Here is a 21,341-nt window from a genome sequence, read left to right on the forward strand (position 1 = left end):
CCACAGAAGCTAAAACAGACCCGCTCAGTCAGGTCAATGTGCTCCCTGCACAAGCCGCAACGGACAGGCAATAAGACCAACCCGGCAAAGGTTCAATCGCAACTGGAAAAGCGCCTCGGAACCGAGGCGCTTTTCCAGTAAATTGAGAAAAACCGATTGTGTAACGGCAAACCTGATTAACCTCTGCCGTTGTGTCATTGAAAGCTTATTCCTGATCTTTTTCCATGCTCTCGGAAATATCAAAAAGGCTGGTGGCATCCAGTTCCAGCACGGTTTCATTTTTCTGGTTGGTTACTTCCCAGCTCCACAGCAGAATGCCAAGCCCTTCCCTCGTGTTGGAAACCCTTTTGGCCTTGACCACGCCTTTCCAGAACAGGTCGTCGCCGGGTCTGACGGGTTTGAGCCATTTGACGCTATCCAGACCGGGCGAAGCAAACGATTCGGAGCCCTCCAGCGCAGCCTCTACGGCCATTTTCATGGCAATCCCACAGGTGTGCCAGCCGCTGGCGATCAGGCCTTTCCAGGGGCCGGCCTTGGCCCGTTCCGGATTAACGTGAAACCACTGTGGGTCATAGGCTTCGGCGAAGCGAATGATTTCTTCTTCGGTCAAATGCCGGGGTCCCTGTTCAAAGACCATACCCGGCTGGAATTCCGCGAATTTCATTTAACGAACCTTATTGTGAACGGCACAAAAGCAGCAAAGCTGTATGCCCCTCTGTAAATGCAGCGTCTGACTTGATAAACTGGCGGTGGTGCAAATGGATAGGCGCACCGGCAGACAACTGCCCGCAACCGGCTATTTTACTTAAACTTCGTAGCTACAACCATAAACTCACATTTATTCTGAAAATGGCTGACACCTTACTGACGAACGTTTCATATGACGAAAAAACCGTGTCTATCGAATATCAGGTCATTCACTCCGACAGGCGTGATCGGCCACTTCTGGTGTTCCTGCACGAAGGACTGGGTTCGGTTGCCATGTGGAAAGACTGGCCCGCGAACCTGTGCCAGTTGCTCGATTGCCGTGGTCTGGTCTTTTCGCGCTACGGTTACGGCAAATCTACGCCCCGCCCTGCCCAGGAACAGTGGGCGACAGACTTCATGCACATCCAGGCACAACAGTTCCTGCCTGCTTTTTTCTCTGCACTCGGCATAGACACACGCACGGATCAGCCCATTCTGATCGGGCATAGCGACGGCGCATCGATCGCATTGCTCTACGCCGCTGCCTTTCCTGAGCAGGTGCGCGCCACGGCGGTGCTGGCGCCTCATTTGTTTGTCGAGGATGCTACGGTGAAAAATATTGCGCTTGCACGCCAGGCCTACCTGACCACCGATCTGCCAGAAAAACTGCAACGCTATCATGATGATGTTGATTCGGCGTTCTGGGGATGGAACGATGTCTGGCTCTCAGCCGCATTCCAGACATGGAATATTGAAGACGAAGTGGCAGACATCCGCAGCCCCATCCTGGCCATCCAGGGGCGTGAAGACGAATACGGATCGCTGGCCCAGATCGAGCATATTGCCCAGCTCGCTGCCAACGTAGAACTGTATGTGATCGACGATTGCCGCCATTCTCCACACCGCGACAAGCCCGAACAAACCAGCGATGCCATTGTCGCCTTTGTGCGCGCGCTGCTCTGAAGCCAGATCCGATATTGTACTTGTCAGCGTTGATCCTGATAAGTCGTGGCTATGAGCTCATCGGAACTTACGAATAGACGATATCTGCGCCTTTGCCTACCATAAGTCTCACGCGATGTTCCTGCACTCGCTGATTCCAAATGATGTAATTGTTACATCCATCATTTTACTGGAGACTTCTCATGGCAAAAGTAGTATGTGAGCCTGCGGCCAGGCAATGAACGCGTACAAGCACTGCGCAGGTTTATTATGGGCCCGGAAGGCCAGGTCATACTCACGTCGCATGGCTTTCTTAGCACGCTGCCGGAAAACTGAACATCGACATGAGCCATCCGGTATTGAATGACATCATCGTCCGTATGAGCATCCGCCCACGCGCATTGCTCACTGCGATCTGTTGTTGCTGGCGATGATAATCACAACACCTCCTGCCTCAGCTGCGGAAACACTTTGGACACTTTATTCAGTAAATAATCGCCGTAAATGCCATTAAAGGCATGCACATTTTCCTTGTCCCAGCGCGAAGCACTGTCATCCGCATCAGGCACGTGTGGCAGCCCTTCGATCGGATGCACACGTGAAAAATAGTTGGGATCAAAAAACAATGGGAAAGACAGCCTATCGGTGCCCGACGTATTGCGTACGACCCGATGCGCGGTCGAACGATACCAGCCGCCGGTCATGCGCTCCAGCATATCGCCAATATTGCAAATGAACGTGTTTGGCACCGGCGTCGCATCAGTCCAGCCACCAGGCGTCTTTACCTGCAAGCCACCAATCTGGTCCTGTAGCAGAATGGTCAGCAAGCCATAATCAGTGTGTTCACCGACACCCCATTGCACGTCCATGTCTTTAGGTACATCCTGGGACGGATAATTGAATATGCGAAACAAAATCAGCGGATCGGCGGTGTAGCGGCTCTCAAAGTAATTTGCAGGCAATTCCAGACTAAGCGCAATGCCCCGCATCAGGGCCTGCCCCAGCGTGGTCACCGCTTCCATGTATTGCAATATCGCCTCCCTGAACGCCGGCACGTCCGGAAACAGGTTACGTCCATGCACCGGCGTCGCAGCCAGCACCAGCGGATGGTCATCTGCCAGTTCGGTCCCCAGATAAAGCCCTTCTTTCCAATCCGGCCTGCCCGACGTCAATTCGCCCCCCAGAGGAAAGTAACCGCGCCACGCACGGCCGCCCAGGGCCATCCGCCAGCGCATTTTTTCCTGTTCGTCCAGCGCAAAAAAACGGCGACTGAGCATTTCCAGGCGTTGTATCAATGCGCTGTCTACACCATGTCCTGAAACATAGAAAAAGCCATGGGCACGACAAGCATTGCGGATGCGATCGGCCACCGTCTGGAGCGCTTCAGCGCTACTGTCGGTTATCAATGCAGAGACATCAATAATCGGTAATGCCGCATGTGTTTCGGAGGTGTGGTTCATGATGGGTATCGAATAAATGATTGATTATCAGGCCTTGCCTGCACATTCGCACAGGATAACAATGGCGGCCTATTCCTGTTGTCGCCCTGTCCTGGAAGACACTGTTATACTGCCCGGGAAAAAGGCGTGCGTATATCAGAGAGAAACTGCGCCGCCCGGGGATGCTGCGGACGGTTGAAAAAATCATCCGGTGTAGCGCGCTCCAGTATTTTTCCGGCATCCATAAACAGAATCCGGTCGGCCACTTCGCGCGCAAATCCCATTTCATGCGTAACGCAAACCATGGTCATACCTTCTTTGGCCAGATCCCGCATCACCAATAGCACTTCTCCCACCATCTCCGGATCCAGCGAACTGGTCGGCTCGTCAAACAGCATCAGAGGTGGCTCCATGGCCAGCGCACGAGCGATAGCCACCCGCTGCTGCTGCCCGCCTGACAGCGCATCCGGCATCGCATCAGCCTTATGGGCGAGGCCGACACGCTCCAGCAAAGACAGGGCCCTTTCCCTTGCTGCCTGAACCGACATACCACGCAAATGCATTGGAGCCAGTGTGCAGTTTTCCAGCGCAGTCAGATGAGGAAACAGATTGAACTGCTGGAAGACAAAACCAATGCCGGACCGAAAGGCATTCAGATCGATTGATGCATCATGGATATCCTGAGCATTGACGCGAATATGACCCGACTGTATCGGCTCCAGCCGATTGACCGTGCGAATCAGCGTGGACTTGCCCGACCCGGAAGGACCGCAGACGACCACGACTTCCCCGCGCGCAACCGTTTCCGTCACATCTACCAAGGCATGATATTTGTCATACCATTTATTCACATTTTCAAATTCAATCATTGCGCTTCCTTGCGGGCCACCATAGCCACTTGCTGTTTGCCGCGCCGGCGTTCGAGCCAGTACGCAAAACGGGACAGACCGAAACACAGCAGCAGATAGGTCAGCCCCAGGACCAGATAGATTTGTGCCGGATACACCATCACCTGGGTATTGATCTGCGAGGTAATAAAAGATACCTCAGCAAGGCCGATGATATAACCCAATGAAGTTTCCTTGATCGTGGAGATAAACTGGTTGACCAGCGACGGCAGCATATGCCTGATCGCTTGCGGCAATATGACCAGTCGCATGGCACGGAAATAACCGAAGCCCAGCGAACGCGCACATTCCATTTGCCCCCTAGGGAGCCCCTGAATACCGGCACGGATAATCTCGGCCAGATAGGCAGCGTCAAATATCACCAACGCAATCAACATGGTCCAGAATTGATTGGTCTTAACACCCGTTACACTGGGCAAGAAGAAATAGGCCCAGAACACCACCATGAGCAATGGCGTGCCGCGCACGACAAAAACCAGAATACTCACAGGCCAGCGCACAGTGCGCCAGGGACTGATCCGGGCGAAAGCCAGCAGAACACCGAGAGGCATAGCCATCACCAGCGCACAGCTGGCCAGCAACACGGTCAGCGCAAGTCCGCCCAGCGGCCCATTCGGATATTGGCCCACCAGAAAGTACAACCAGTACGTGTCGATGACTTCCAGAAATCCGCTCATAGCGCCCTCGGCGGATAACGATGCTGGAACCATGCAGCCAGCGCGGTAATCAGTAGCGACAAACTCAGGTATGCGGAAGTCGCAAAAGCGAACGATTCAAAACTTCTGAAACTGGCACTTTCCACCTGGCCGGCCTGATACATAAGCTCGGCCACGCCGATGACAGTTGCAATACTGGTGTTCTTCCACAAGTTAAGCGTCTGCGAAATCAGTGGCGGGGTAATAACCCGCATGGCCTGTGGCAGGATAACCAGACGCATCGTTGCCAGAAAGCTGAACCCCAGTGCACGCGCCGCCTCTGTCTGTACAAATGAAATTGCCCGGATGCCGCTGCGAATGTCTTCTGCCATATATGCGGCAGTATAAAGCGTCAGTGCAATGACAGCACAGATGGCTTCGGTATTGCCGGCATAAAGCCATTGCTTTGCTGCCTCTGGCAACATCTCGGGCGCACCAAAATACCAAAACAGCATATGCGCCAGCAACGGAATATTGCGTATCGTCTCTACATAGGTAAAACCCAGACCGCGCAGCACCCGGAACGGCGCCAGCCGCAGCAAGGCGATACAAGTGGCCAGTGGCAGCGCGAGCACCAATGAAACAGCCAGCAGCTGTATGGATAGCCATACGCCTGCCAGCAGCATTTCATGATACCGGCCGCTAAGCAGCATGGAAGCGTCAAACTCGGGCATGACTCGGTCGTTTATTCAGAGAAACAAAAAACGGCGTGATATCAGCTGTGCACGACAAGCACAGCCCACGCCGCCACTATGCAACAGCAACCGGCAGTTTTTCCGATGCCGTCTCACGCAATTGCAGTCTACTCTTAAATCTTATCGGTTTCGAGTTTAAAACTGCGTGTTGAGAACTGAGACTTGGTATTCGGCCCGTACCATTTGAAGAAAATTTTCTCAGCCTGGCCAGACGCCTCAAGTTCACGCAGTGTATCGTCCACCACTTTTTTCAGACCCGCTTCGCCTTTACGCAAGCCGAAAGCCAGTGGTTCTTCGCTGATACTTGGCTTGAGCACGACAAAATCTTTCTGTTTAGGCCCCAGCTTGGCGTACACGCGCAACAGGGCTGCTTCATCGTCCACATAACCAACACCCTTGCCTTGTTGCAATGCAAGAAACGCCTGCTGACTGGTATCGAAGGTAACCACATTCACATCAGGCACCGCCTTGCGGATATTCGGTTCCTGAGTGCCACCACGGATTGTCAGCACTTTTTTGCCGGCCAACCCCGCCAGGTCTGTAATGCCACTGTCGCTACGCACCAGCGCCTTTTGGCCTGTGACAAACGTTGTCACGGAAAAATCAATTTGTGCCTCACGTTCTTTATTGTGCGTCAGACCGGCAGCAATAATATCAACGTGTTTCTGCTGAAGTTCGGGAATACGGGCCGCTACGGCGACCTGCTTGAAGCGCGCCTTGACGCCGATCTTATCGGCGACCGCCTTGGCAAGATCAACCTCATAGCCAATGAACTCGCGGGTTTTGGGGTCAATAAAGGTTGCCGGCTCATCTGTGCCCAAAACGCCGACTACCAGCTCGCCGTTTTTCTTGATATCGTCCAGTTGATCAGCCTGTGCGCTGACAGCGCCCAGGCCAATGAGGGTTGCGCCCAGCAAGGCTAATAGTTTTCTTGGTTTCATGGTGGCGGGTTTCCTGATAGTTGGCGTTATGCTCAAAGGTTATTTGGAATACATATATTCGTGAAGAAAACTATATCAGCATAACAAAGGCGAATAAAATAACCAATGGTTATTTAATAATTATCGGATTGTCCAATCCCCTGCTTAACGTGCTAGCGGAAAAGCCTCCCTGCCGGTTCCCGATGGTCAGGGTCAGACGCTTTTCCGGTATCATCCCGTCACGCGTCCAGCCATCGCCTGGCGTGCAAGCTCCCTTTCCAGCCAGGCAATAAAATACTGGGCTTCAGGTTTCGCGTTCGGGCCAACACCATAATAGTACCGGGTAACCGGCAGGCGCATATCCGGTAATAGGCAGCAAAGCCGGCCCAGCGCAACGTCGTGGGAAATCAATGAAAACGGAACAGCAGCGAAACCCAGGCCGTCTTCGACCGCCTGCAGAACAAAATGCACATGGTCAAACTGCATTTGACCCACAGGTCTGACGCCGTCGATACCAGCATGCTCCAGCCAGGCCTCCCAATCGCCCTTGCGAGACTTTGACCGAAGCAGGGTCAGTCCCGCCAGCGCACCTGGATCCGTAACACAATACCTTGCCTGGGAAGCGGGCGACATAACCAGACATACGTCATCTTCAATAAATGGGGACACCTGCATCGCGTCCGACCATCCCTTGAGGCCCCGGCGGATGGAAATATCAAATTCGCCGGCCGACTCGGGCGGTAACGTCGTGGTGAGTACGTGGGGCTCTATACCGGGATATTGCGCGATGAATTCAGGCAGCCGGGGAATCAGCCAGCGCACCGCAAATGATGGACGCACATTTACTCTGACCACCCGTTCTGGCGTCTGACTCATTACCGATTGCGCAGCATTGGCGATTTGCTTGAGAGCCGCATCGGCCTGCGTGAAAAACCGCAAGCCTTCGAGCGTCAGGCTTACCTGCCGGATACGTCGGTCAAACAGACGCACACCCATATAGGCCTCAAGCGCCTTCACCTGATGACTGATTGCGCTATGGGTGATATGCAATTCATTGGCCGCCAGCGTAAAGCTCTGGTGACGGGCCGCTGCAACAAAAGCGCGAACGGCATTCAGGGGCGGCAGGGACGTATTCATGTGTTCAATTTTATAACACATGACGCGAATTAATATCGTTTGTCGCATCTCACACTGCGCAGTAGCATTCCCGTATGATCATTTCCCCTGTCCAGACACCCGTTGACCAGCATTCGCGGCATGCCGCGCTCGCCATGGCCCTTGCTTTACCCACTGATGTTGTCCTGTATTTGTTACTCCCCATGTACTCGGAACAGTTTGGTGTATCGCTGGTTGAGGCTGGCGTATTGCTTGCCGCCAATCGCCTTATCCGAATTGCCGGGTATGGCTTTGTCGCTCGCTTTTATGCCAGTCATGGTGACCGCCTGATCTGCACGCTTGCCGTGATTGCGGCAAGCCTGTGTGCAGTGGGATATGCCACGCTGACGGGCCTCTGGGCATTATTGCCGCTGCGCCTGCTTTGGGGATTGGCCTTCGCCGCTTTGAACCTGTCAACGCAGGCATTGGCCACGGCCGAAGCAACAGGAGCATCACGCCGATCAGGAAGATCCCGCGCCTTTATCGCGCTGGGCCCCGCCATCGCATTGCCTCTGGCCGCACTACTTGCCTATGGCTTCGGACCCCGCGCAATTTTCTGGCTACTGGCCGCCACAGCTTTAACGGGCGTCGTGGTTACTCGCCGCCTTCCATCCAGTGCGTACCCCACGCCGCCAAAGCGGCGAGGGCTGAGCCTGCCCAACAGCCTGGATATGTGGTCTTTTCTGGAAGGATTCACGCTGGACGGGCTATTCATTATCGGTCTGTCCTACCTGGGCAGTGATCTTTTTCCTGAGAGCGCGGTCGTAACTGCCGGCCTGTTGCTGGCACTGCGCTACCTGGGTGAAATTATTCTGAGCCCCATCGGCGGCAGGCTTGCAGAAAGATTCGGCGCCGAAAAGCTGCTGCTGGCACTATCACTGATGACCTGTATATGCCTGATCGGATTCGGTGCGGGCTGGATATGGAGTTGTGCCAGCTTGATTGTTGCGCTGCGTGCCCTGCAACTGCCGCTGCTGGCGCCCATCGTCGCCAGACGAACGCCCGGACCCGAGCGGGTTCACGCCCTCGCCGCTCGTTCTGTCTGGCGCGACATCGGAGCCGGAACGGGCCCGCTTGCCGCCGGGCTGGTACTGCCTTTGCTGTCTGCTTTCTGGGTATACTCAATACCTGCGCTGTTGCTGGTGTGGGCTGCCGCTGCCTGCGTCGAGCGTCCATCCCTCAGCGAACATCGGAAATCATAGACAAACGCCCGTTTCAGAATATGACGCGGCAGATCGTAGCGCTATACCAACCCAACACGATCAATACGTCTCCAGATGCAGCCGCCCTTTTTTCCTCAGTGTCGCATGCAGTTCCGGCCACTGCATGCCGCCGGCAGCAGCCACTTCCTGCAGTACCTCCAGTACGCCGGATTCCATGCCCTTGACGCCGCACACATAAATATACGTGTCCTCGTTCTGCAACAATGCAAGCAGATCGGGCAAGCGTTCGCGCATCACATCCTGCACATATTTTTTGGGCTGTCCCGGCGTACGCGAAAAGGCGAAATTAATATCGATAAAGTCTTTGGGCAATTTGTTGAGCGGTCCGAAATAAGGCAATTCTTCCTTGCATCGGGCACCGAAGAACAACATGAGCTTGCCGCGCTCAACATTCTGCCCTTCCAGACGCTTGCGCCGGCGCCTCTCGGTCATTGCGCGCATGGGCGCACTGCCGGTTCCGGTGCAAATCATGATGATATTTGAACCGGGGTGGTTCGGCATCAGAAAGGTATGCCCGAAAGGCCCGATGACCTGCACCTTGTCCCCTTTCTTCAAATCACATACGTAATTAGAACAGACGCCTTTGACCGGGATGCCGTCATAGTCCTGCACCACCCGCTTGACGGTAATCGAGACATTGTTATAACGGGGTCGTTCACCATCTCGCGGACTGGCCAGCGAATACTGCCGGGCATGATGCAAGCGGTCGCTGGCGTCGGTCCCTGGCGGAATAATACCGATGGACTGGCCCTCCAGCACTGGAAATGGTGCATCGCCGAAATCCAGTACGATATGACGAATGTCGCTTTCAGATGCGTCATCGGTCAGCCGGTAGTTGCCCGATACCGTTGCCGTCACCACGTTGCGTGTCCCATACAGGTTGGTATAGCTGTGCGAGGCAGACCAGGGAGGTACCTGCGCACCGGCAACATAATTGCTGCCCTGTATGGTCACTTCGGCTTCGGCCTGTGCAGCGGGCGCGGCCGAGTCGCTATCGACACCCGGGCTTGCCGGCTGCTCCTGCGCCTCCAGCGCCAGCGGCGCCGGCAACTCGTCCCAGCTGTATTGCTCTTCGATGGAATACATTTTCTCTGCAGGCACCGGCTGCCAGTTATCGATGGCGCCCGTAGGACAGGGCGCCACACAGGCCATGCAGTGATTACAGATATCCGGCATCACAACATAATTGGTCCCGTCATGCGTAATCGCATCTATCGGGCACGTTTCCTCACAGGTGTTGCACCGTATGCAAATTTCCGGATCAATCAGGTGCTGTTTTTTTATTACCTGGGCTTGTTCGATCGTCGCCATCACAGTCTGCTCCTGGATTTTTTCCCTGTTATCGGATGCCCTACTGCAGGCATCCCCAATCAACAATCAATTGAATCGCACATATTCAAAATCAACCGGCTGACGATTAATACCCATCACCGGCGGCGCGATCCAGTTAGCAAATTTGCCCGGCTCGACGACGCGCCCCATCAAAGAAGCGACAAAGGCACGATCTTCGTTTGTCGGTAACCACTCACGTTCATGGCTGACCCATTCGGCCTCGGACATCATCACACCCTCGGGCGAAACAAAGGCGCCGGACAGCGTACCGATGCTGCGGTTAAATGCCTTGTGCGGTGTTTTCAGACGGAAAGGAATACCCGCCTTCTCTATCACTTTGTTCCAGCGATTGACGCCCCCCACCGAGTCCTTGATATAGTCATCGCGCAACACTTCGTTCAGTGCGTTCAGCATGGGCACAGAACGCTCGACCAGACGTCCGTCCTGCACGGCCAGCACGTTGTAGGTGCGATCATATAGCTTATGATCGTCGTCACGCTTGGTCTCTTCGTAACGCCCTTTCAAACCGGTGTTGTAGAAGGTGGCGGCGTTACTGGACTCATCGGCACCGAACAGATCAATGGTGACACTGAAATGGAAATTCAGATAGCGCTGGATGGTTTCCAGATCAATCACGCCGGCTTCACGAAGCCGTGCAGGATCATCTGTTTTCAATTGATTCATAACCTCGCAGGTACGCTGAATGACCCGGGATACGCCCGACTCGCCCACAAACATATGATGCGCCTCTTCAGTCAGCATGAATTTTGTAGTACGGGCCAGCGGGTCAAAGCCTGATTCGGCCAGCGCACACAATTGAAATTTACCGTCGCGATCGGTGAAATACGTGAACATGTAAAACGATAGCCAGTCCGGTGTTTTTTCATTGAAGGCCGCCAGAATTCGCGGATTGTCTTCGTCGCCGCTATTGCGTTCCAGCAGGGCTTCTGCTTCCTCACGACCATCACGACCGAAATGTTTATGCAGCAGGTACACCATGGCCCACAAATGCCGCCCCTCTTCTACATTGACCTGGAACAGATTGCGCAAGTCATACATGGACGGCGCAGTCAGGCCCAGATGGCGCTGCTGTTCCACCGATGCAGGTTCCGTATCGCCCTGCGTCACAATAATGCGCCGCAGATTGGCGCGATGCTCGCCCGGTACATCCTGCCAGGCTTTCTCACCTTTATGTTCGCCGAAGTTGACCTGGCGCTCGGCATCACGCGGGTTCAGGAAAATACCCCAGCGATAGTCGGGCATTTTCACATAGCCAAAAGATGCCCAGCCCTGCGGATCGACGCTGGTCGCAGTACGCAAATAGACGTCAAAGTCCTGCGAACCTTCGGGACCCATATCATTCCACCATTTGCGGTAATTCGGTTGCCAGTGTTCAAGCGCGCGCTGCAGCGTCCTGTCTTCGGACAGATTGACATTATTGGGAATTTTATCGTTGTAGTTGATGCTTGACATAGTGATCTCCAGTGTCTCGGAGGGGGTATGACTCTCGGTTACCCCCGCTCCTTCTATTAGATGGATAAACGCAGCTTGCAGGCGATGCAATCTGCGTCAGACGCGATTGCGGTCAAAGTTCGGTTTTTCGCCCTTGCCATATAGCTTGAGCGCACCCTTTTCCCCCACGGCATTGGGTCGGATAAAGATCCAGTTCTGCCAGGCCGTCAGGCGACCAAAAATCCGTGTCCACATATTTTCCGGACCGTTAAAGCGCAGATTGGCTTCCATGCCGGTCAATGCATCGGGCGACATGGACACACGCTCTTCAATGGCGATTCGTACTTCGTCGTCCCAGTCAATATCATCCAGCGCATAGGTCACCAAGCCGGCCTGTTCCGCCTGATCGCCATCCAGCCGCTTGCCCGCCAGCGCCTTGATCTCGTCCAGGCTGGCGTTCTCTTCATAGAAGCGACGTGCCAGACGTGACTGGCGCGTAACCATGGGCAGGAAACCGAAATTGATCGGACCCACCGTGATATGCGGTGTACGCGCTTCATCGTCGGGCAGGGTCAGCATATAGATGCGATCGCAGGCAAGCGCGGCTTCCAGCAAGGATCCGGCAAAGCATGACCCTTCCTCAACTAGCGCAAACAGAGAGCGGGATGAGACATCCAGCCGCGCCAGGGTACGACGCAACAGTCCCAGTGTTTCACGCACGAACCAGTGATCTTTATGGTTCAGCATGATGTCGTCGCTTTGCAGAACCGCTTCGGCACTACCGGCCGTCTTGATCAGCCACAATCCGCTATCCAGTTCGTTGGTGCGCATGGAAAGAATCGCGTCATCCAGTTCACGCGCCATTTGCAGCGGCCACCATGTCATACCGGCCTGCATAATGGCTTCAATCGTGTCGGGGAGGGCAGCGTCGGGGCCACGCAAGGTAAAAGTGGCAAACTGGCCTGCCCGGTCGATATCAACACTGACATATTTATATTGCAGACTATCGGCCGTTTCGTGTTTGTCCAGCGGCGTCAGCGCCACGCCCTGCAGTCCCGTAGCAGCGTCTGCACCCTGCTGCTGCGCCAGTTCCTGTGCGCGGGCACTGATGGTCTCCTGAAAGCGCGCAGGCTTGACAACCTCATCAACCAGTTTCCAGTCTTTGGCCCTCTGGCCGCGAATACCCTCGACCAGGGTGCAGAAAATATCGGCGTGATCATGACGGACTTTGCGTTTGTCCGTCACCCGGGTCAGACCACCCGTACCCGGGAGCACACCAAGCAATGGCACTTCGGGTAGCGATACCGACGAAGAACGGTCGTCCACCAGATAGATTTCATCACAGGCCAGCGCCAATTCATAGCCGCCGCCCGCACAGGCACCATTGACAGCTGCAATAAATTTGATGCCGGAATGCTCGCTGGTGTCTTCAATGCTGTTGCGTGTTTCGTTGGTGAACTTGCAGAAATTCACTTTCCAGGCATGACTGGACAGACCCAGCATGAAAATATTGGCGCCCGAGCAGAAGATGCGCTCCTTGCCACTGGCCACCACCACGCTGCGCACCTCTGGATGTTCAAAGCGAAGACGATTGAGTGCATCGTGCAATTCGATATCCACGCCCAGATCATACGAATTCAGTTTCAGCTTATAGCCGGGACGAATGCCGCTGTCCTCATCAATGTCGATTGTCAGACGCGCAATATTACCTTCAGTCGTAAACGACAGATGCTTGTACTGCGACGGATGGGTCTGGTAATTGACTTTCAGCTCGCTCATGGCTGGTCTCCAATAGAGTCATGCATTTCATTGCATTTTGTTTGTCTGTAAACGCACTATATTGCATGATTCCGCAGGCGGTCAAGCGATTTGACTAGGGACTTACCCTAGCCTCCTTCGTACAATCAGTTCAGCACCTCGGCAGACTGCCTTGCAGCCTGCACTTTTGCAAACAACGCTTCCATGGTTTCTTCCAGCGGCTGCAGACTGGTATCCAGATGCACATCGGCCTTGCTATAGAAGGCCACCCTGCCCTCCAGAATCAGCTTCAGGTCCTGCATGGCCTCCTTGCTGCCGGACATGGGACGAAAATCCCCCTGAGCAATGACGCGGTCCATGTGCTCGCGCGGTGTCGCCTGCAGCCACACCGTCAGGCAATGCTCCAGTAAATTGTTATAGGTGGCGGCCTCGGATACCAGTCCGCCCGGCGTTGCAATGACCACTTCAGGATAAAGCTGAATGGTTTCCTCCAGCGCGCGCCGCTCGTAGCGACGATAGGCCACGGGGCCATATAGCGAATGTATTTCGTTGATGCTGCAGCCGGTAGTTTGTTCTATCTCATGCGACAGTTCAATAAACGGATAACCAAGCCGGTCGGCCAGCATACGACCCAGCGTGGATTTGCCCGCGCCGCGCAGTCCAATGAGGGCAATGCGCGACAGCCGCGAACCCGGGTTCTTATCCGCGCCGAACAATTCAATCAGCCGCAGCCGCACCTTATGCAGATCCTTCTCGCTGCGATTCTCCAGCAGCTCCCGGATCATCAGCCATTCCGGCGAAGACGTCGTGACGTCGCCAATCAGCTCAGCCAGAGAGCAGGTGAGCGCCTGCGCAACCTGATGCAGCACCAGAATGGTGGCGTTGCCGGTACCCAGTTCAAGATTGGCCATATGGCGCTCCGAAATACCGGCGAGGCTGGCCAGCTTTTTACGCGTGATCCCCTTGCGTGCGCGCAGCGAGCGTATCCGCTCTCCCAGCGCCCGCAGTAAGGGCGTCTTGTCTTCCATCGGGTCTATTTCAAATGAATTTTCCAGCGTCATAGCGTGCCATTTCGTAAATCGGGAGCTAGTGTTTTCCCTAAACATTGAGCAAAAATCTTGACTGATTTTAACTGCATGCCTATCTTATCATCTACATGCAAAATAATGCACGAAAAAAAAATCAGATGTTAAGGAGACTTTCAGCATGCGTGAACAGTTCGACACGCTCATCCAGGCAGTAACCCGACAGATTGCAGACCGTACTCTGGATGATACGTTACAGGCCTGGCTGAATCAGCACTATGGTGCGCAGAGCGAATGGTATCGCGATATCAGCGCAGCCTGTACCAAGGGGGTGCAGGATGGCTGGATGTGTAAACACGAAGCGCAGGGGCTCAAATACGGTCGGGTGACCAAACCATCAGACGAGACCTGTGGTTTTTCCGTGGACGTGGTGAGCATGCAGGACATTCGTGGTCCGCACCACCGTCATCCCAATGGGGAAATCGACCTGATTATGCCGCTTACCCCCGGCGCCCGGTTTGATGGCTGCGAAGCAGGCTGGAAGGTTTACGGCCCCGACTCTGCGCATTGCCCCACCGTAAGCAACGGTGCAGCCCATGTGCTGTATCTGCTGCCGGACGGAAAAATAGAATTCACAGCACAACAGCAATGAGCGGTCTGAGCCGATATCCGGATTGCACTAAACCGATATCGACCCAATGATGCTCATCCTTTGCGGCAGTGCCAACAACTTTAAATGCACTGACAGCGGATAGCCAGGCATTTAGCGGAGCGAACCATGCAGACCCCTGAAAACAGCAATCAGTTCAATATTGCAGACTATCTGATACAAACCAACCAGAACCGTCTGGAGCGCCTTGCGTATATTGATGACAAGGGCACGTTGACCTATGCCGCACTTTTTGACAAAGTGCGGTGCCTGGCCGCCGTACTGAAACAGTTGGGCGTGCATCGCGAGGAGCGGGTACTGTTGCTGATGAACGATTGCACAGACTGGCCTGTCGCCTTTCTGGGCGCCATTCATGCGGGAATCGTACCGGTTGCCATCAACACCCTGCTGAAGCCTCAGGACTATAAATATATTATTGAAGACAGTCGCTGCCAGGCTGCTCTGGTGTCGGCTTCACTGCTACCGGTGCTCACCGAAGCCATGAGCGACGCCGAACACGAAATCAAGCATATCCTCGTATCGCGCCCGCAGGGCGAACTCTCGCACGGCCAGTTGAGTATGGACGAGGCACTGGCAGCGGCTACGCCCTGTCACCGCCCCTGTAGCACCAAGGCCGACGAACCGGCCTTCTGGTTATATTCTTCAGGGTCGACCGGCAAGCCTAAAGGCACGATACACAGTCACGCCAACCCGTACTGGACCATTCGCTATTATGCGCAGGACCTGCTGCACCTGACCGAGACAGACCGGATTCTCTCGGCCGCCAAGCTGTTTTTCGCCTACGGCCTCGGCAACGCCCTGACCTTCCCTCTCGGGGTTGGCGCCAGCGTGATTCTGATCGAAGGCCGTCCGACGCCGGATGCGGTATTCGACGCCATGCGCAGGCACCAGCCAACCATTTTTTGCGGCGCACCTACCGGTTATGCGGGCATGCTGGCCGCTGCCAACACTCCCACACGCGACGAAGTCCAATTGCGTATGTGTTCCTCCGCCGGAGAAGCATTGCCTCGTGAACTGGGCGAACGCTTCACGGCTCATTTCGGCTGTCATATCATCGATGGTATTGGTTCAACAGAAATGCTGCATATTTTTCTATCCAACCGGCCCGATGACATCCACTATGGCACCACAGGAAAACCCGTACCGGGCTATGAACTGGAGCTTCGCGACGAGCAAGGTGCTATCGTCGCAGATGGAGAAATCGGTGATCTCTACATCAAGGGAAAAAGCGCAGCCCTTATGTATTGGAACAACCGGGAAAAAACAAGAGCAACTTTTCAGGGGGAGTGGACCAAAAGTGGCGACAAGTATTCGCGCGATGCCGAAGGCTATTACACCTATGCGGGCCGCAGTGACGACATGCTGAAGGTGAGTGGACAATATGTGTCTCCGTTCGAAGTGGAGGCCACGCTCATTGAGCATGAAGCGGTTCTGGAGGCCGCCGTCATCGGCGTCACCGATTCGCAGGGTCTGGTCAAGACCCGCGCCTATGTGGTCCTCAAGGAATCAGCACCGCCCGCCGACGACACACTCAGGGACGCGCTCAAAGCGTTTGTCAAATCCCGACTGGCGCCACACAAATATCCACGCAGCATTGAATTTCTGGAAGAGTTACCCAAAACAGCAACGGGAAAAATCCAGCGCTTCCGGCTGCGTGAACTGAATCAGCATGAAGTGGCGTAAGCCATCATATAAAAGACAGGCATTGCGGGCTACGCCGTAAGCCTGGGCAGACAATATCAGAACGCGACCAGCGGTATCGTTCGTGGCAATACCAAGAAGCAGTCATCATAAAAAACAGCTGTACATTCAGGAGACAGGATAATGAATAATGTGAAAAAAGCCACGCTTGCGACGGCGATCGTACTGGCCGGGGGATTGGGTCAGGCAGCGCAGGCCGAGGTGAAGGTGGGCCTTATGCTGCCGGCCACAGGGACCTATGCGGCGCTTGGCAAGGCGATCGAAAATGGGTTTAAACTGTACGTAGAGGAACAGGGCGGCAAGCTGGGCGGCCAGGAGATACAGTATTTCTCAGTCGATGACGAATCCGATCCGGCCAAGGCGCCAGAGAACACCAATCGACTGGTGCAGCGCGACAAGGTTGATGTGCTGGTTGGCACCGTGCATTCGGGCGTGGCCATGGGCATGGCCAAGATCGCTCGTGACAGTGGCGTCATCTACATTATTCCCAATGCGGGTGCAGATATGCTGACCGGACCGCTATGCGCCAAAAACATTTTCCGCAGCTCATTCACCAATTGGCAACCGGCCTATGGCATGGGCATAGTCGCTGCCGAAAAGCAAAAGCATAAAACCGCCGTTACCATCAACTGGAAATATGCTGCCGGTACCGAAGCGGCCAATGGCTTTCGCGAAGGCTTCGAATCCAAGGGCGGCAAGGTAATCAAGGAACTCACGCTCCCCTTCCCTAACGTTGAATTCCAGTCACTGCTGACGGAAATCTCTGCATTGAAACCCGATGCTGTCTTTGCCTTCTTTGCCGGCGGTGGTGCGGTTAAATTCGTGAAGGATTATGACGCATCGGGTCTGCGCAAGACCATTCCCCTCTATGGCCCGGGCTTTCTGACCGACGGCACTTTGCAGGCTCAGGGCGATGCCGCCAAAGGCATGCTGACTACCCTGCACTATGCTGATGAACTGGACAACCCGAAAGACACGGCATTCCGCAAGCAATATCAGGACAAGTACAGCATGGAACCAGACGTCTATGCTGTGCAGGGTTACGACGCAGCTCAGTTGCTGGCAGCCGGCCTGAACAATGCCAAGGGTGATATCAAGAACAAAGATGCCGTTATCGAGGGCATGGAACAGGCTAAAGTAGACAGCCCTCGCGGTGCGTTCACCATGTCCAAAGCACACAATCCGATACAGAATATTTATCTGCGCGAAGTTGTCGGTACGCACAATAAAAATCTGGGTATCGCAGTAGCCAATCTGGAAGATCCGGCCAAAGGCTGCAAGTTGAGCAAATAAACCGAAAGTGCAGGCACATCGGCTGCTCCCTGTGCCTGCACTTTATTTCGGATCGCATATGGATATAACAACATTTCTGATTCAGTGTCTGAACAGTGTGCAGTACGGGCTGCTGCTGTTTCTGATTGCCAGCGGGCTGACACTGATCTTCGGCATCATGGGCGTCATCAATCTGGCGCATGGCAGTTTCTTCATGATCGGCGCCTACCTGATCTATGCGTTGAGCATGTATATCGGAAATTTCGCTGTTGCGCTAATTCTGGGCATTATGCTGGCGCTGGCCTTCGGCTACTTGCTGGAGTGGGGATTCTTCAGCTATTTATATGAGCGCGAGCATTTGCTGCAGGTACTGATGACCTATGGACTGATTCTGGTATTTGAAGCGCTGCGCAGCATACTGCTGGGCGACGATGTGCATGGCGTCAGCCCGCCGGGCTGGCTGGCCGGCTCCATCCCACTGGGTAATGGTCTGAGCTATCCGGTGTACCGTCTGTTCATTTCGGTGGTCTGTCTGGTGATCGCAATTGGCATGTACCTGTTACTGAAGCATACCCGGCTTGGCATGAAAATCCGCGCTGGCGCTACCAACCGCGAGATGGTGCAGTCGCTGGGCGTCAATATCTCAGTACTGTATCGCACGGTATTTGCCGCCGGTGTGGCATTGGCCATCTTTGCCGGCATGCTCTCGGCACCGGTGTCATCCGTCTACCCCGGCATGGGCGGCAATGAATTGATTATCTGTTTCGTCGTTGTGGTTATCGGCGGCATCGGATCCATCAAAGGCGCACTTATTGCGGCGCTGCTGATCGGCTTCGTAGACACCTTTGGCAAAGTACTGTGGCCTGAAGGCGCTGGTGCGCTGGTCTATCTGCTGATGGTGCTGGTGCTGCTATTCAAGCCCCAGGGCCTGTTCAAACAGGGGACCTGACCATGATTACAAAAAACAATCTGTTTGTGTGGATCGTTGGCCTTGCTCTGCTGGCCGCACTACCGCTGTTGCCCGAGCCGATTGGCAGCAAGTACCACGGTGATCTGGTCACCAAAATAATGATCCTGAGCATTTTTGCGCTCAGCCTGCAATTGCTGGTGGGGTTCACCGGTCTGGTAAGTCTGGGGCATGCCGCCTTTCTGGGCTTTGCCGCCTATATGGTCGCCACCTTCTCGCCTGAATCAGAAGCCGGCAACGGCTGGCTGCTGATGGCTATTTGTGTTGGTGGCGCAGGGCTGCTGGCCCTGCTGATCGGCCTGCTGGTCATGCGCAGCTATGGCGTTTATTTCATCATGGTCACACTCGCCTTCGGCCAGCTGGTCTACTTTGTTTTTCATGACATCAAGATCTTCGGTGGCTCCGACGGCACCTATATCTATTTCAAACCTGATTTTTCCATTTTGCAGTGGCAGCCCTTCGACCTTGAATCGGGCAATACCTTTTACTGGTTTACGCTGATATTGCTGATAATCACGGTCATCATTCTGCAGCTGATTCTGCGTTCCCGCCTGGGCCATGCCTTTGTGGGCATCAAGCACAACCAGTTACGCATGCGCGCCGCCGGGTTCGAGTCAACGGCGTACAAGATTGCCAGTTTTGTTATCAGCGGCATGCTGGCAGGCCTGGCCGGTTTTCTGTACGCATGCCAGTACGGTTACGTTAATCCGGAACTGCTGTCGTGGCATCAGTCCGGCAATGTATTGCTCATGATTATTCTGGGTGGTCTGGGCAGCCTGGGCGGAGCCATTATCGGCGCCTTCGCGTTCGTGTTGCTGTCTGAATGGTTTACCGCTATCACCAAACACTGGCAACTTCTGTTGGGCGCGTTTATTATTTTTGTGGTTATGCTGATGCCCTATGGTCTGGCCGGCCTGCCCCGGCAATTGCGGGAATGGCGTGCTCGCCACACACACAAGCAAGGGGCGAACTGATGACAACTGCATTACTTGAAGCGAGGAATGTGACCCGCAAGTTCGGTGCACTGGTTGCCGTTAATAAAGTATCTCTACAACTGCACGAACGAGAAATCCTGGCAGTCATTGGCACAAACGGGGCCGGCAAATCCACCCTCACTTATTTGCTGTCCGGTGAACTGCCGCTAAGTGATGGCCAGGTGTACTTGCGTGGTAAGGACATCAGCAAATGGTCACAGCCGGCCCGTTCACAGGCGGGTGTCGGCCGCAGCTATCAGCGCAATAATATTTTCCTGCCGCTGAGCGTGCGCGAAAACTGCCGTCTGGCCGCCCAGGCCAAGATCCAGAAACCATGGCAATTCTGGACGGCCGCGCAACATTGCCGACGCAGCCTGGAGATGGCTGATCACGCGCTGGAACAGGCGGGCCTGAGCCGGTATGCAACAACCATTGCGGCCAATCTATCGCATGGGCAGAAACGGCAGCTCGAAGTAGCCATGTGTCTGGCTCAGCAACCCGAAGTGCTGTTACTGGACGAGCCGCTGGCAGGCATGGGAGCGGAAGAATCCGAACGCATGCTGACCTTGTTGCACAACCTGAAAAAGAACCTGGCCGTTTTACTGATCGAGCATGACATGGATGCGGTTTTTGCCGTTGCTGACCGCCTGACAGTCATGGTTAATGGCGCAGTGCTGGCCAGCGGACTGCCGCATGAAATTCGCAACAATACCGCTGTACAGACAGCCTATCTGGGCGAGAGCGATCACGCAACAGCGCCGTTAAGACCGAACTGATATGAGCGATGCAACCATGACAGATGACATTATCCGCGCGCACGACATTCATGCCTGGTACGGTTCCAGCCACATATTGCATGGCATTGACTTTCACCTGCAACGCGGCGAAACCGTAGGCCTGCTGGGCCGCAACGGCATGGGCAAGTCCACGCTTATCCGCAGCCTGCTGGGCCATGTCAAACAGCGCAGCGGGCGGATCGAACTGCAGCAACAGGCCATGTCCGGTGCCCGTCCCTATCAGGCAGCGCGCCTGGGCATTGCCTATGTCCCTGAAGGCCGTGGCATATTCCCTAACCTGACAGTGCGCGAAAATCTGCTGATGTGCGCACGCACGGGCCGTGACGGGACGACAGCGTGGGACTTCGAACGGATCCTGCAAACCTTTCCCCGACTGGCAGAACGGCTGGACAATATGGGTGACCAGCTCTCCGGCGGCGAACAGCAGATGCTCTCGATTGGGCGGGCGCTGATGACCAATCCGGATGCCATTATTCTGGACGAAGCCACCGAAGGCCTGGCGCCGCTGATTGTGGAAGAAATCTGGCGTGTCATCGGAATTATTCGCAACAGCGGTCTGGCAACCATGGTGGTGGATCGCAATTATCGCAAGGTCATGGATCAGGCGGACCGGCTGGTCGTTCTGGAAAAAGGCCGGGTGGTCCTGGAAGGCGATGCCCGCCAGTTGCGCAGCGACCCTTCGCAAATTCATCAATATCTGGGCGTTTGACCTGAACGTTTTACGATGGC

General features: G+C 54.8%; 20 protein-coding genes. 9 read left to right on the forward strand and 11 right to left on the reverse strand.

The window, feature by feature from the left end:
* Positions 1-205: 205 nt before the first annotated feature.
* On the reverse strand, positions 206-664 hold the full coding sequence (locus tag MIM_RS14205) for a MaoC family dehydratase (protein ID WP_014750070.1): 459 nt from the start codon (positions 662-664) through the stop codon (positions 206-208).
* 185 nt (positions 665-849) lie between these two features.
* Here MIM_RS14205 and MIM_RS14210 point away from each other — a divergent pair, with 185 nt between their 5' ends.
* Positions 850-1,650 carry an alpha/beta fold hydrolase gene (locus MIM_RS14210; RefSeq protein WP_025373425.1) on the forward strand — a complete coding sequence of 267 codons (801 nt, stop codon included), beginning with the start codon at positions 850-852 and terminating at the stop codon, positions 1,648-1,650.
* Between the two features lie 416 nt (positions 1,651-2,066).
* On the opposite strand, the gene MIM_RS14215 is transcribed toward MIM_RS14210, so the two are convergent.
* The 6 genes from MIM_RS14215 to MIM_RS14240 all read right to left on the reverse strand — a co-directional run bounded on the left by MIM_RS14215 (position 2,067) and on the right by MIM_RS14240 (position 7,423).
* On the reverse strand, positions 2,067-3,089 hold the full coding sequence (locus MIM_RS14215) for an isopenicillin N synthase family dioxygenase (protein ID WP_025373426.1): 1,023 nt from the start codon (positions 3,087-3,089) through the stop codon (positions 2,067-2,069).
* Between the two features lie 104 nt (positions 3,090-3,193).
* Entirely contained in the window at positions 3,194-3,937 is a 744-nt protein-coding gene (locus tag MIM_RS14220; RefSeq protein WP_025373427.1) for an amino acid ABC transporter ATP-binding protein, read from the reverse strand.
* Complete coding sequence (locus tag MIM_RS14225; RefSeq protein WP_025373428.1) at positions 3,934-4,653, reverse strand: amino acid ABC transporter permease; 720 nt, start codon at positions 4,651-4,653, stop codon at positions 3,934-3,936. The genes MIM_RS14220 and MIM_RS14225 overlap by 4 nt, the downstream gene beginning before the upstream one ends.
* A complete protein-coding gene (locus MIM_RS14230) occupies positions 4,650-5,345 on the reverse strand; it encodes an amino acid ABC transporter permease (protein WP_025373429.1) in 696 nt (231 codons plus the stop codon). The genes MIM_RS14225 and MIM_RS14230 overlap by 4 nt, the downstream gene beginning before the upstream one ends.
* Before the next feature lie 134 nt (positions 5,346-5,479).
* Complete coding sequence (locus MIM_RS14235) at positions 5,480-6,307, reverse strand: ABC transporter substrate-binding protein (protein ID WP_025373430.1); 828 nt, start codon at positions 6,305-6,307, stop codon at positions 5,480-5,482.
* A 210-nt stretch (positions 6,308-6,517) separates the two neighbouring features.
* A complete protein-coding gene (locus tag MIM_RS14240; protein ID WP_025373431.1) occupies positions 6,518-7,423 on the reverse strand; it encodes a LysR substrate-binding domain-containing protein in 906 nt (301 codons plus the stop codon).
* 74 nt (positions 7,424-7,497) lie between these two features.
* Here MIM_RS14240 and MIM_RS14245 point away from each other — a divergent pair, with 74 nt between their 5' ends.
* A complete protein-coding gene (locus MIM_RS14245) occupies positions 7,498-8,643 on the forward strand; it encodes an MFS transporter (RefSeq protein ID WP_025373432.1) in 1,146 nt (381 codons plus the stop codon).
* 60 nt (positions 8,644-8,703) lie between these two features.
* On the opposite strand, the gene boxA is transcribed toward MIM_RS14245, so the two are convergent.
* The 4 genes from boxA to MIM_RS14265 form a co-directional block, all read right to left on the reverse strand.
* A complete protein-coding gene (gene boxA, locus MIM_RS14250; protein ID WP_025373433.1) occupies positions 8,704-9,975 on the reverse strand; it encodes a benzoyl-CoA 2,3-epoxidase subunit BoxA in 1,272 nt (423 codons plus the stop codon).
* A gap of 66 nt (positions 9,976-10,041) precedes the next feature.
* Positions 10,042-11,469 carry a benzoyl-CoA 2,3-epoxidase subunit BoxB gene (boxB, locus tag MIM_RS14255; protein ID WP_025373434.1) on the reverse strand — a complete coding sequence of 476 codons (1,428 nt, stop codon included), beginning with the start codon at positions 11,467-11,469 and terminating at the stop codon, positions 10,042-10,044.
* A 96-nt stretch (positions 11,470-11,565) separates the two neighbouring features.
* Positions 11,566-13,227, reverse strand: a complete 1,662-nt coding sequence (gene boxC / locus MIM_RS14260; RefSeq protein WP_025373435.1) for a 2,3-epoxybenzoyl-CoA dihydrolase — start codon at positions 13,225-13,227, stop codon at positions 11,566-11,568.
* Positions 13,228-13,352: 125 nt separating this feature from the next.
* On the reverse strand, positions 13,353-14,267 hold the full coding sequence (locus MIM_RS14265) for a helix-turn-helix transcriptional regulator (RefSeq protein ID WP_025373436.1): 915 nt from the start codon (positions 14,265-14,267) through the stop codon (positions 13,353-13,355).
* A gap of 145 nt (positions 14,268-14,412) precedes the next feature.
* Here MIM_RS14265 and MIM_RS14270 point away from each other — a divergent pair, with 145 nt between their 5' ends.
* The 7 genes from MIM_RS14270 to MIM_RS14300 all read left to right on the forward strand — a co-directional run bounded on the left by MIM_RS14270 (position 14,413) and on the right by MIM_RS14300 (position 21,321).
* A complete protein-coding gene (locus MIM_RS14270; protein WP_025373437.1) occupies positions 14,413-14,883 on the forward strand; it encodes a DUF4863 family protein in 471 nt (156 codons plus the stop codon).
* A gap of 126 nt (positions 14,884-15,009) precedes the next feature.
* Positions 15,010-16,584, forward strand: coding sequence for a benzoate-CoA ligase family protein (locus MIM_RS14275; RefSeq protein WP_025373438.1), 1,575 nt, complete (start codon positions 15,010-15,012; stop codon positions 16,582-16,584).
* Positions 16,585-16,725: 141 nt separating this feature from the next.
* Positions 16,726-17,895, forward strand: a complete 1,170-nt coding sequence (locus MIM_RS14280; RefSeq protein ID WP_025373439.1) for an ABC transporter substrate-binding protein — start codon at positions 16,726-16,728, stop codon at positions 17,893-17,895.
* A 58-nt stretch (positions 17,896-17,953) separates the two neighbouring features.
* A complete protein-coding gene (locus tag MIM_RS14285) occupies positions 17,954-18,823 on the forward strand; it encodes a branched-chain amino acid ABC transporter permease (RefSeq protein WP_025373440.1) in 870 nt (289 codons plus the stop codon).
* A gap of 2 nt (positions 18,824-18,825) precedes the next feature.
* The gene (locus MIM_RS14290; RefSeq protein WP_025373441.1) at positions 18,826-19,815 is read left to right on the forward strand and encodes a branched-chain amino acid ABC transporter permease; all 990 of its coding nucleotides are present in this window, start codon (positions 18,826-18,828) and stop codon (positions 19,813-19,815) included.
* The gene (locus tag MIM_RS14295) at positions 19,815-20,591 is read left to right on the forward strand and encodes an ABC transporter ATP-binding protein (RefSeq protein WP_025373442.1); all 777 of its coding nucleotides are present in this window, start codon (positions 19,815-19,817) and stop codon (positions 20,589-20,591) included. Before MIM_RS14290 ends, MIM_RS14295 begins: the two co-directional genes overlap by 1 nt.
* Positions 20,592-20,607: 16 nt before the next feature.
* Positions 20,608-21,321, forward strand: coding sequence for an ABC transporter ATP-binding protein (locus tag MIM_RS14300; protein WP_025373443.1), 714 nt, complete (start codon positions 20,608-20,610; stop codon positions 21,319-21,321).
* Positions 21,322-21,341: the final 20 nt, after the last annotated feature.

Source organism: Advenella mimigardefordensis DPN7, from assembly GCF_000521505.1.
Taxonomy (GTDB): Bacteria; Pseudomonadota; Gammaproteobacteria; order Burkholderiales; family Burkholderiaceae_B; genus Advenella; species Advenella mimigardefordensis.

Coding starts and splice junctions, on each gene's coding strand:
- MIM_RS14245 (WP_025373432.1), top strand. CDS start 7,498: ATGATCATTTCCCCTGTCCAGACACCCGTTGACCAGCATTCGCGGCAT.
- MIM_RS14215 (WP_025373426.1), bottom strand. CDS start 3,089: ATGAACCACACCTCCGAAACACATGCGGCATTACCGATTATTGATGTC.
- MIM_RS14290 (WP_025373441.1), top strand. CDS start 18,826: ATGATTACAAAAAACAATCTGTTTGTGTGGATCGTTGGCCTTGCTCTG.
- MIM_RS14300 (WP_025373443.1), top strand. CDS start 20,608: ATGACAGATGACATTATCCGCGCGCACGACATTCATGCCTGGTACGGT.
- MIM_RS14270 (WP_025373437.1), top strand. CDS start 14,413: ATGCGTGAACAGTTCGACACGCTCATCCAGGCAGTAACCCGACAGATT.
- MIM_RS14210 (WP_025373425.1), top strand. CDS start 850: ATGGCTGACACCTTACTGACGAACGTTTCATATGACGAAAAAACCGTG.
- boxC (WP_025373435.1), bottom strand. CDS start 13,227: ATGAGCGAGCTGAAAGTCAATTACCAGACCCATCCGTCGCAGTACAAG.
- MIM_RS14235 (WP_025373430.1), bottom strand. CDS start 6,307: ATGAAACCAAGAAAACTATTAGCCTTGCTGGGCGCAACCCTCATTGGC.
- MIM_RS14280 (WP_025373439.1), top strand. CDS start 16,726: ATGAATAATGTGAAAAAAGCCACGCTTGCGACGGCGATCGTACTGGCC.
- boxA (WP_025373433.1), bottom strand. CDS start 9,975: ATGGCGACGATCGAACAAGCCCAGGTAATAAAAAAACAGCACCTGATT.
- MIM_RS14275 (WP_025373438.1), top strand. CDS start 15,010: ATGCAGACCCCTGAAAACAGCAATCAGTTCAATATTGCAGACTATCTG.
- MIM_RS14285 (WP_025373440.1), top strand. CDS start 17,954: ATGGATATAACAACATTTCTGATTCAGTGTCTGAACAGTGTGCAGTAC.
- boxB (WP_025373434.1), bottom strand. CDS start 11,469: ATGTCAAGCATCAACTACAACGATAAAATTCCCAATAATGTCAATCTG.
- MIM_RS14240 (WP_025373431.1), bottom strand. CDS start 7,423: ATGAATACGTCCCTGCCGCCCCTGAATGCCGTTCGCGCTTTTGTTGCA.
- MIM_RS14205 (WP_014750070.1), bottom strand. CDS start 664: ATGAAATTCGCGGAATTCCAGCCGGGTATGGTCTTTGAACAGGGACCC.
- MIM_RS14265 (WP_025373436.1), bottom strand. CDS start 14,267: ATGACGCTGGAAAATTCATTTGAAATAGACCCGATGGAAGACAAGACG.
- MIM_RS14230 (WP_025373429.1), bottom strand. CDS start 5,345: ATGCCCGAGTTTGACGCTTCCATGCTGCTTAGCGGCCGGTATCATGAA.
- MIM_RS14220 (WP_025373427.1), bottom strand. CDS start 3,937: ATGATTGAATTTGAAAATGTGAATAAATGGTATGACAAATATCATGCC.
- MIM_RS14295 (WP_025373442.1), top strand. CDS start 19,815: ATGACAACTGCATTACTTGAAGCGAGGAATGTGACCCGCAAGTTCGGT.
- MIM_RS14225 (WP_025373428.1), bottom strand. CDS start 4,653: ATGAGCGGATTTCTGGAAGTCATCGACACGTACTGGTTGTACTTTCTG.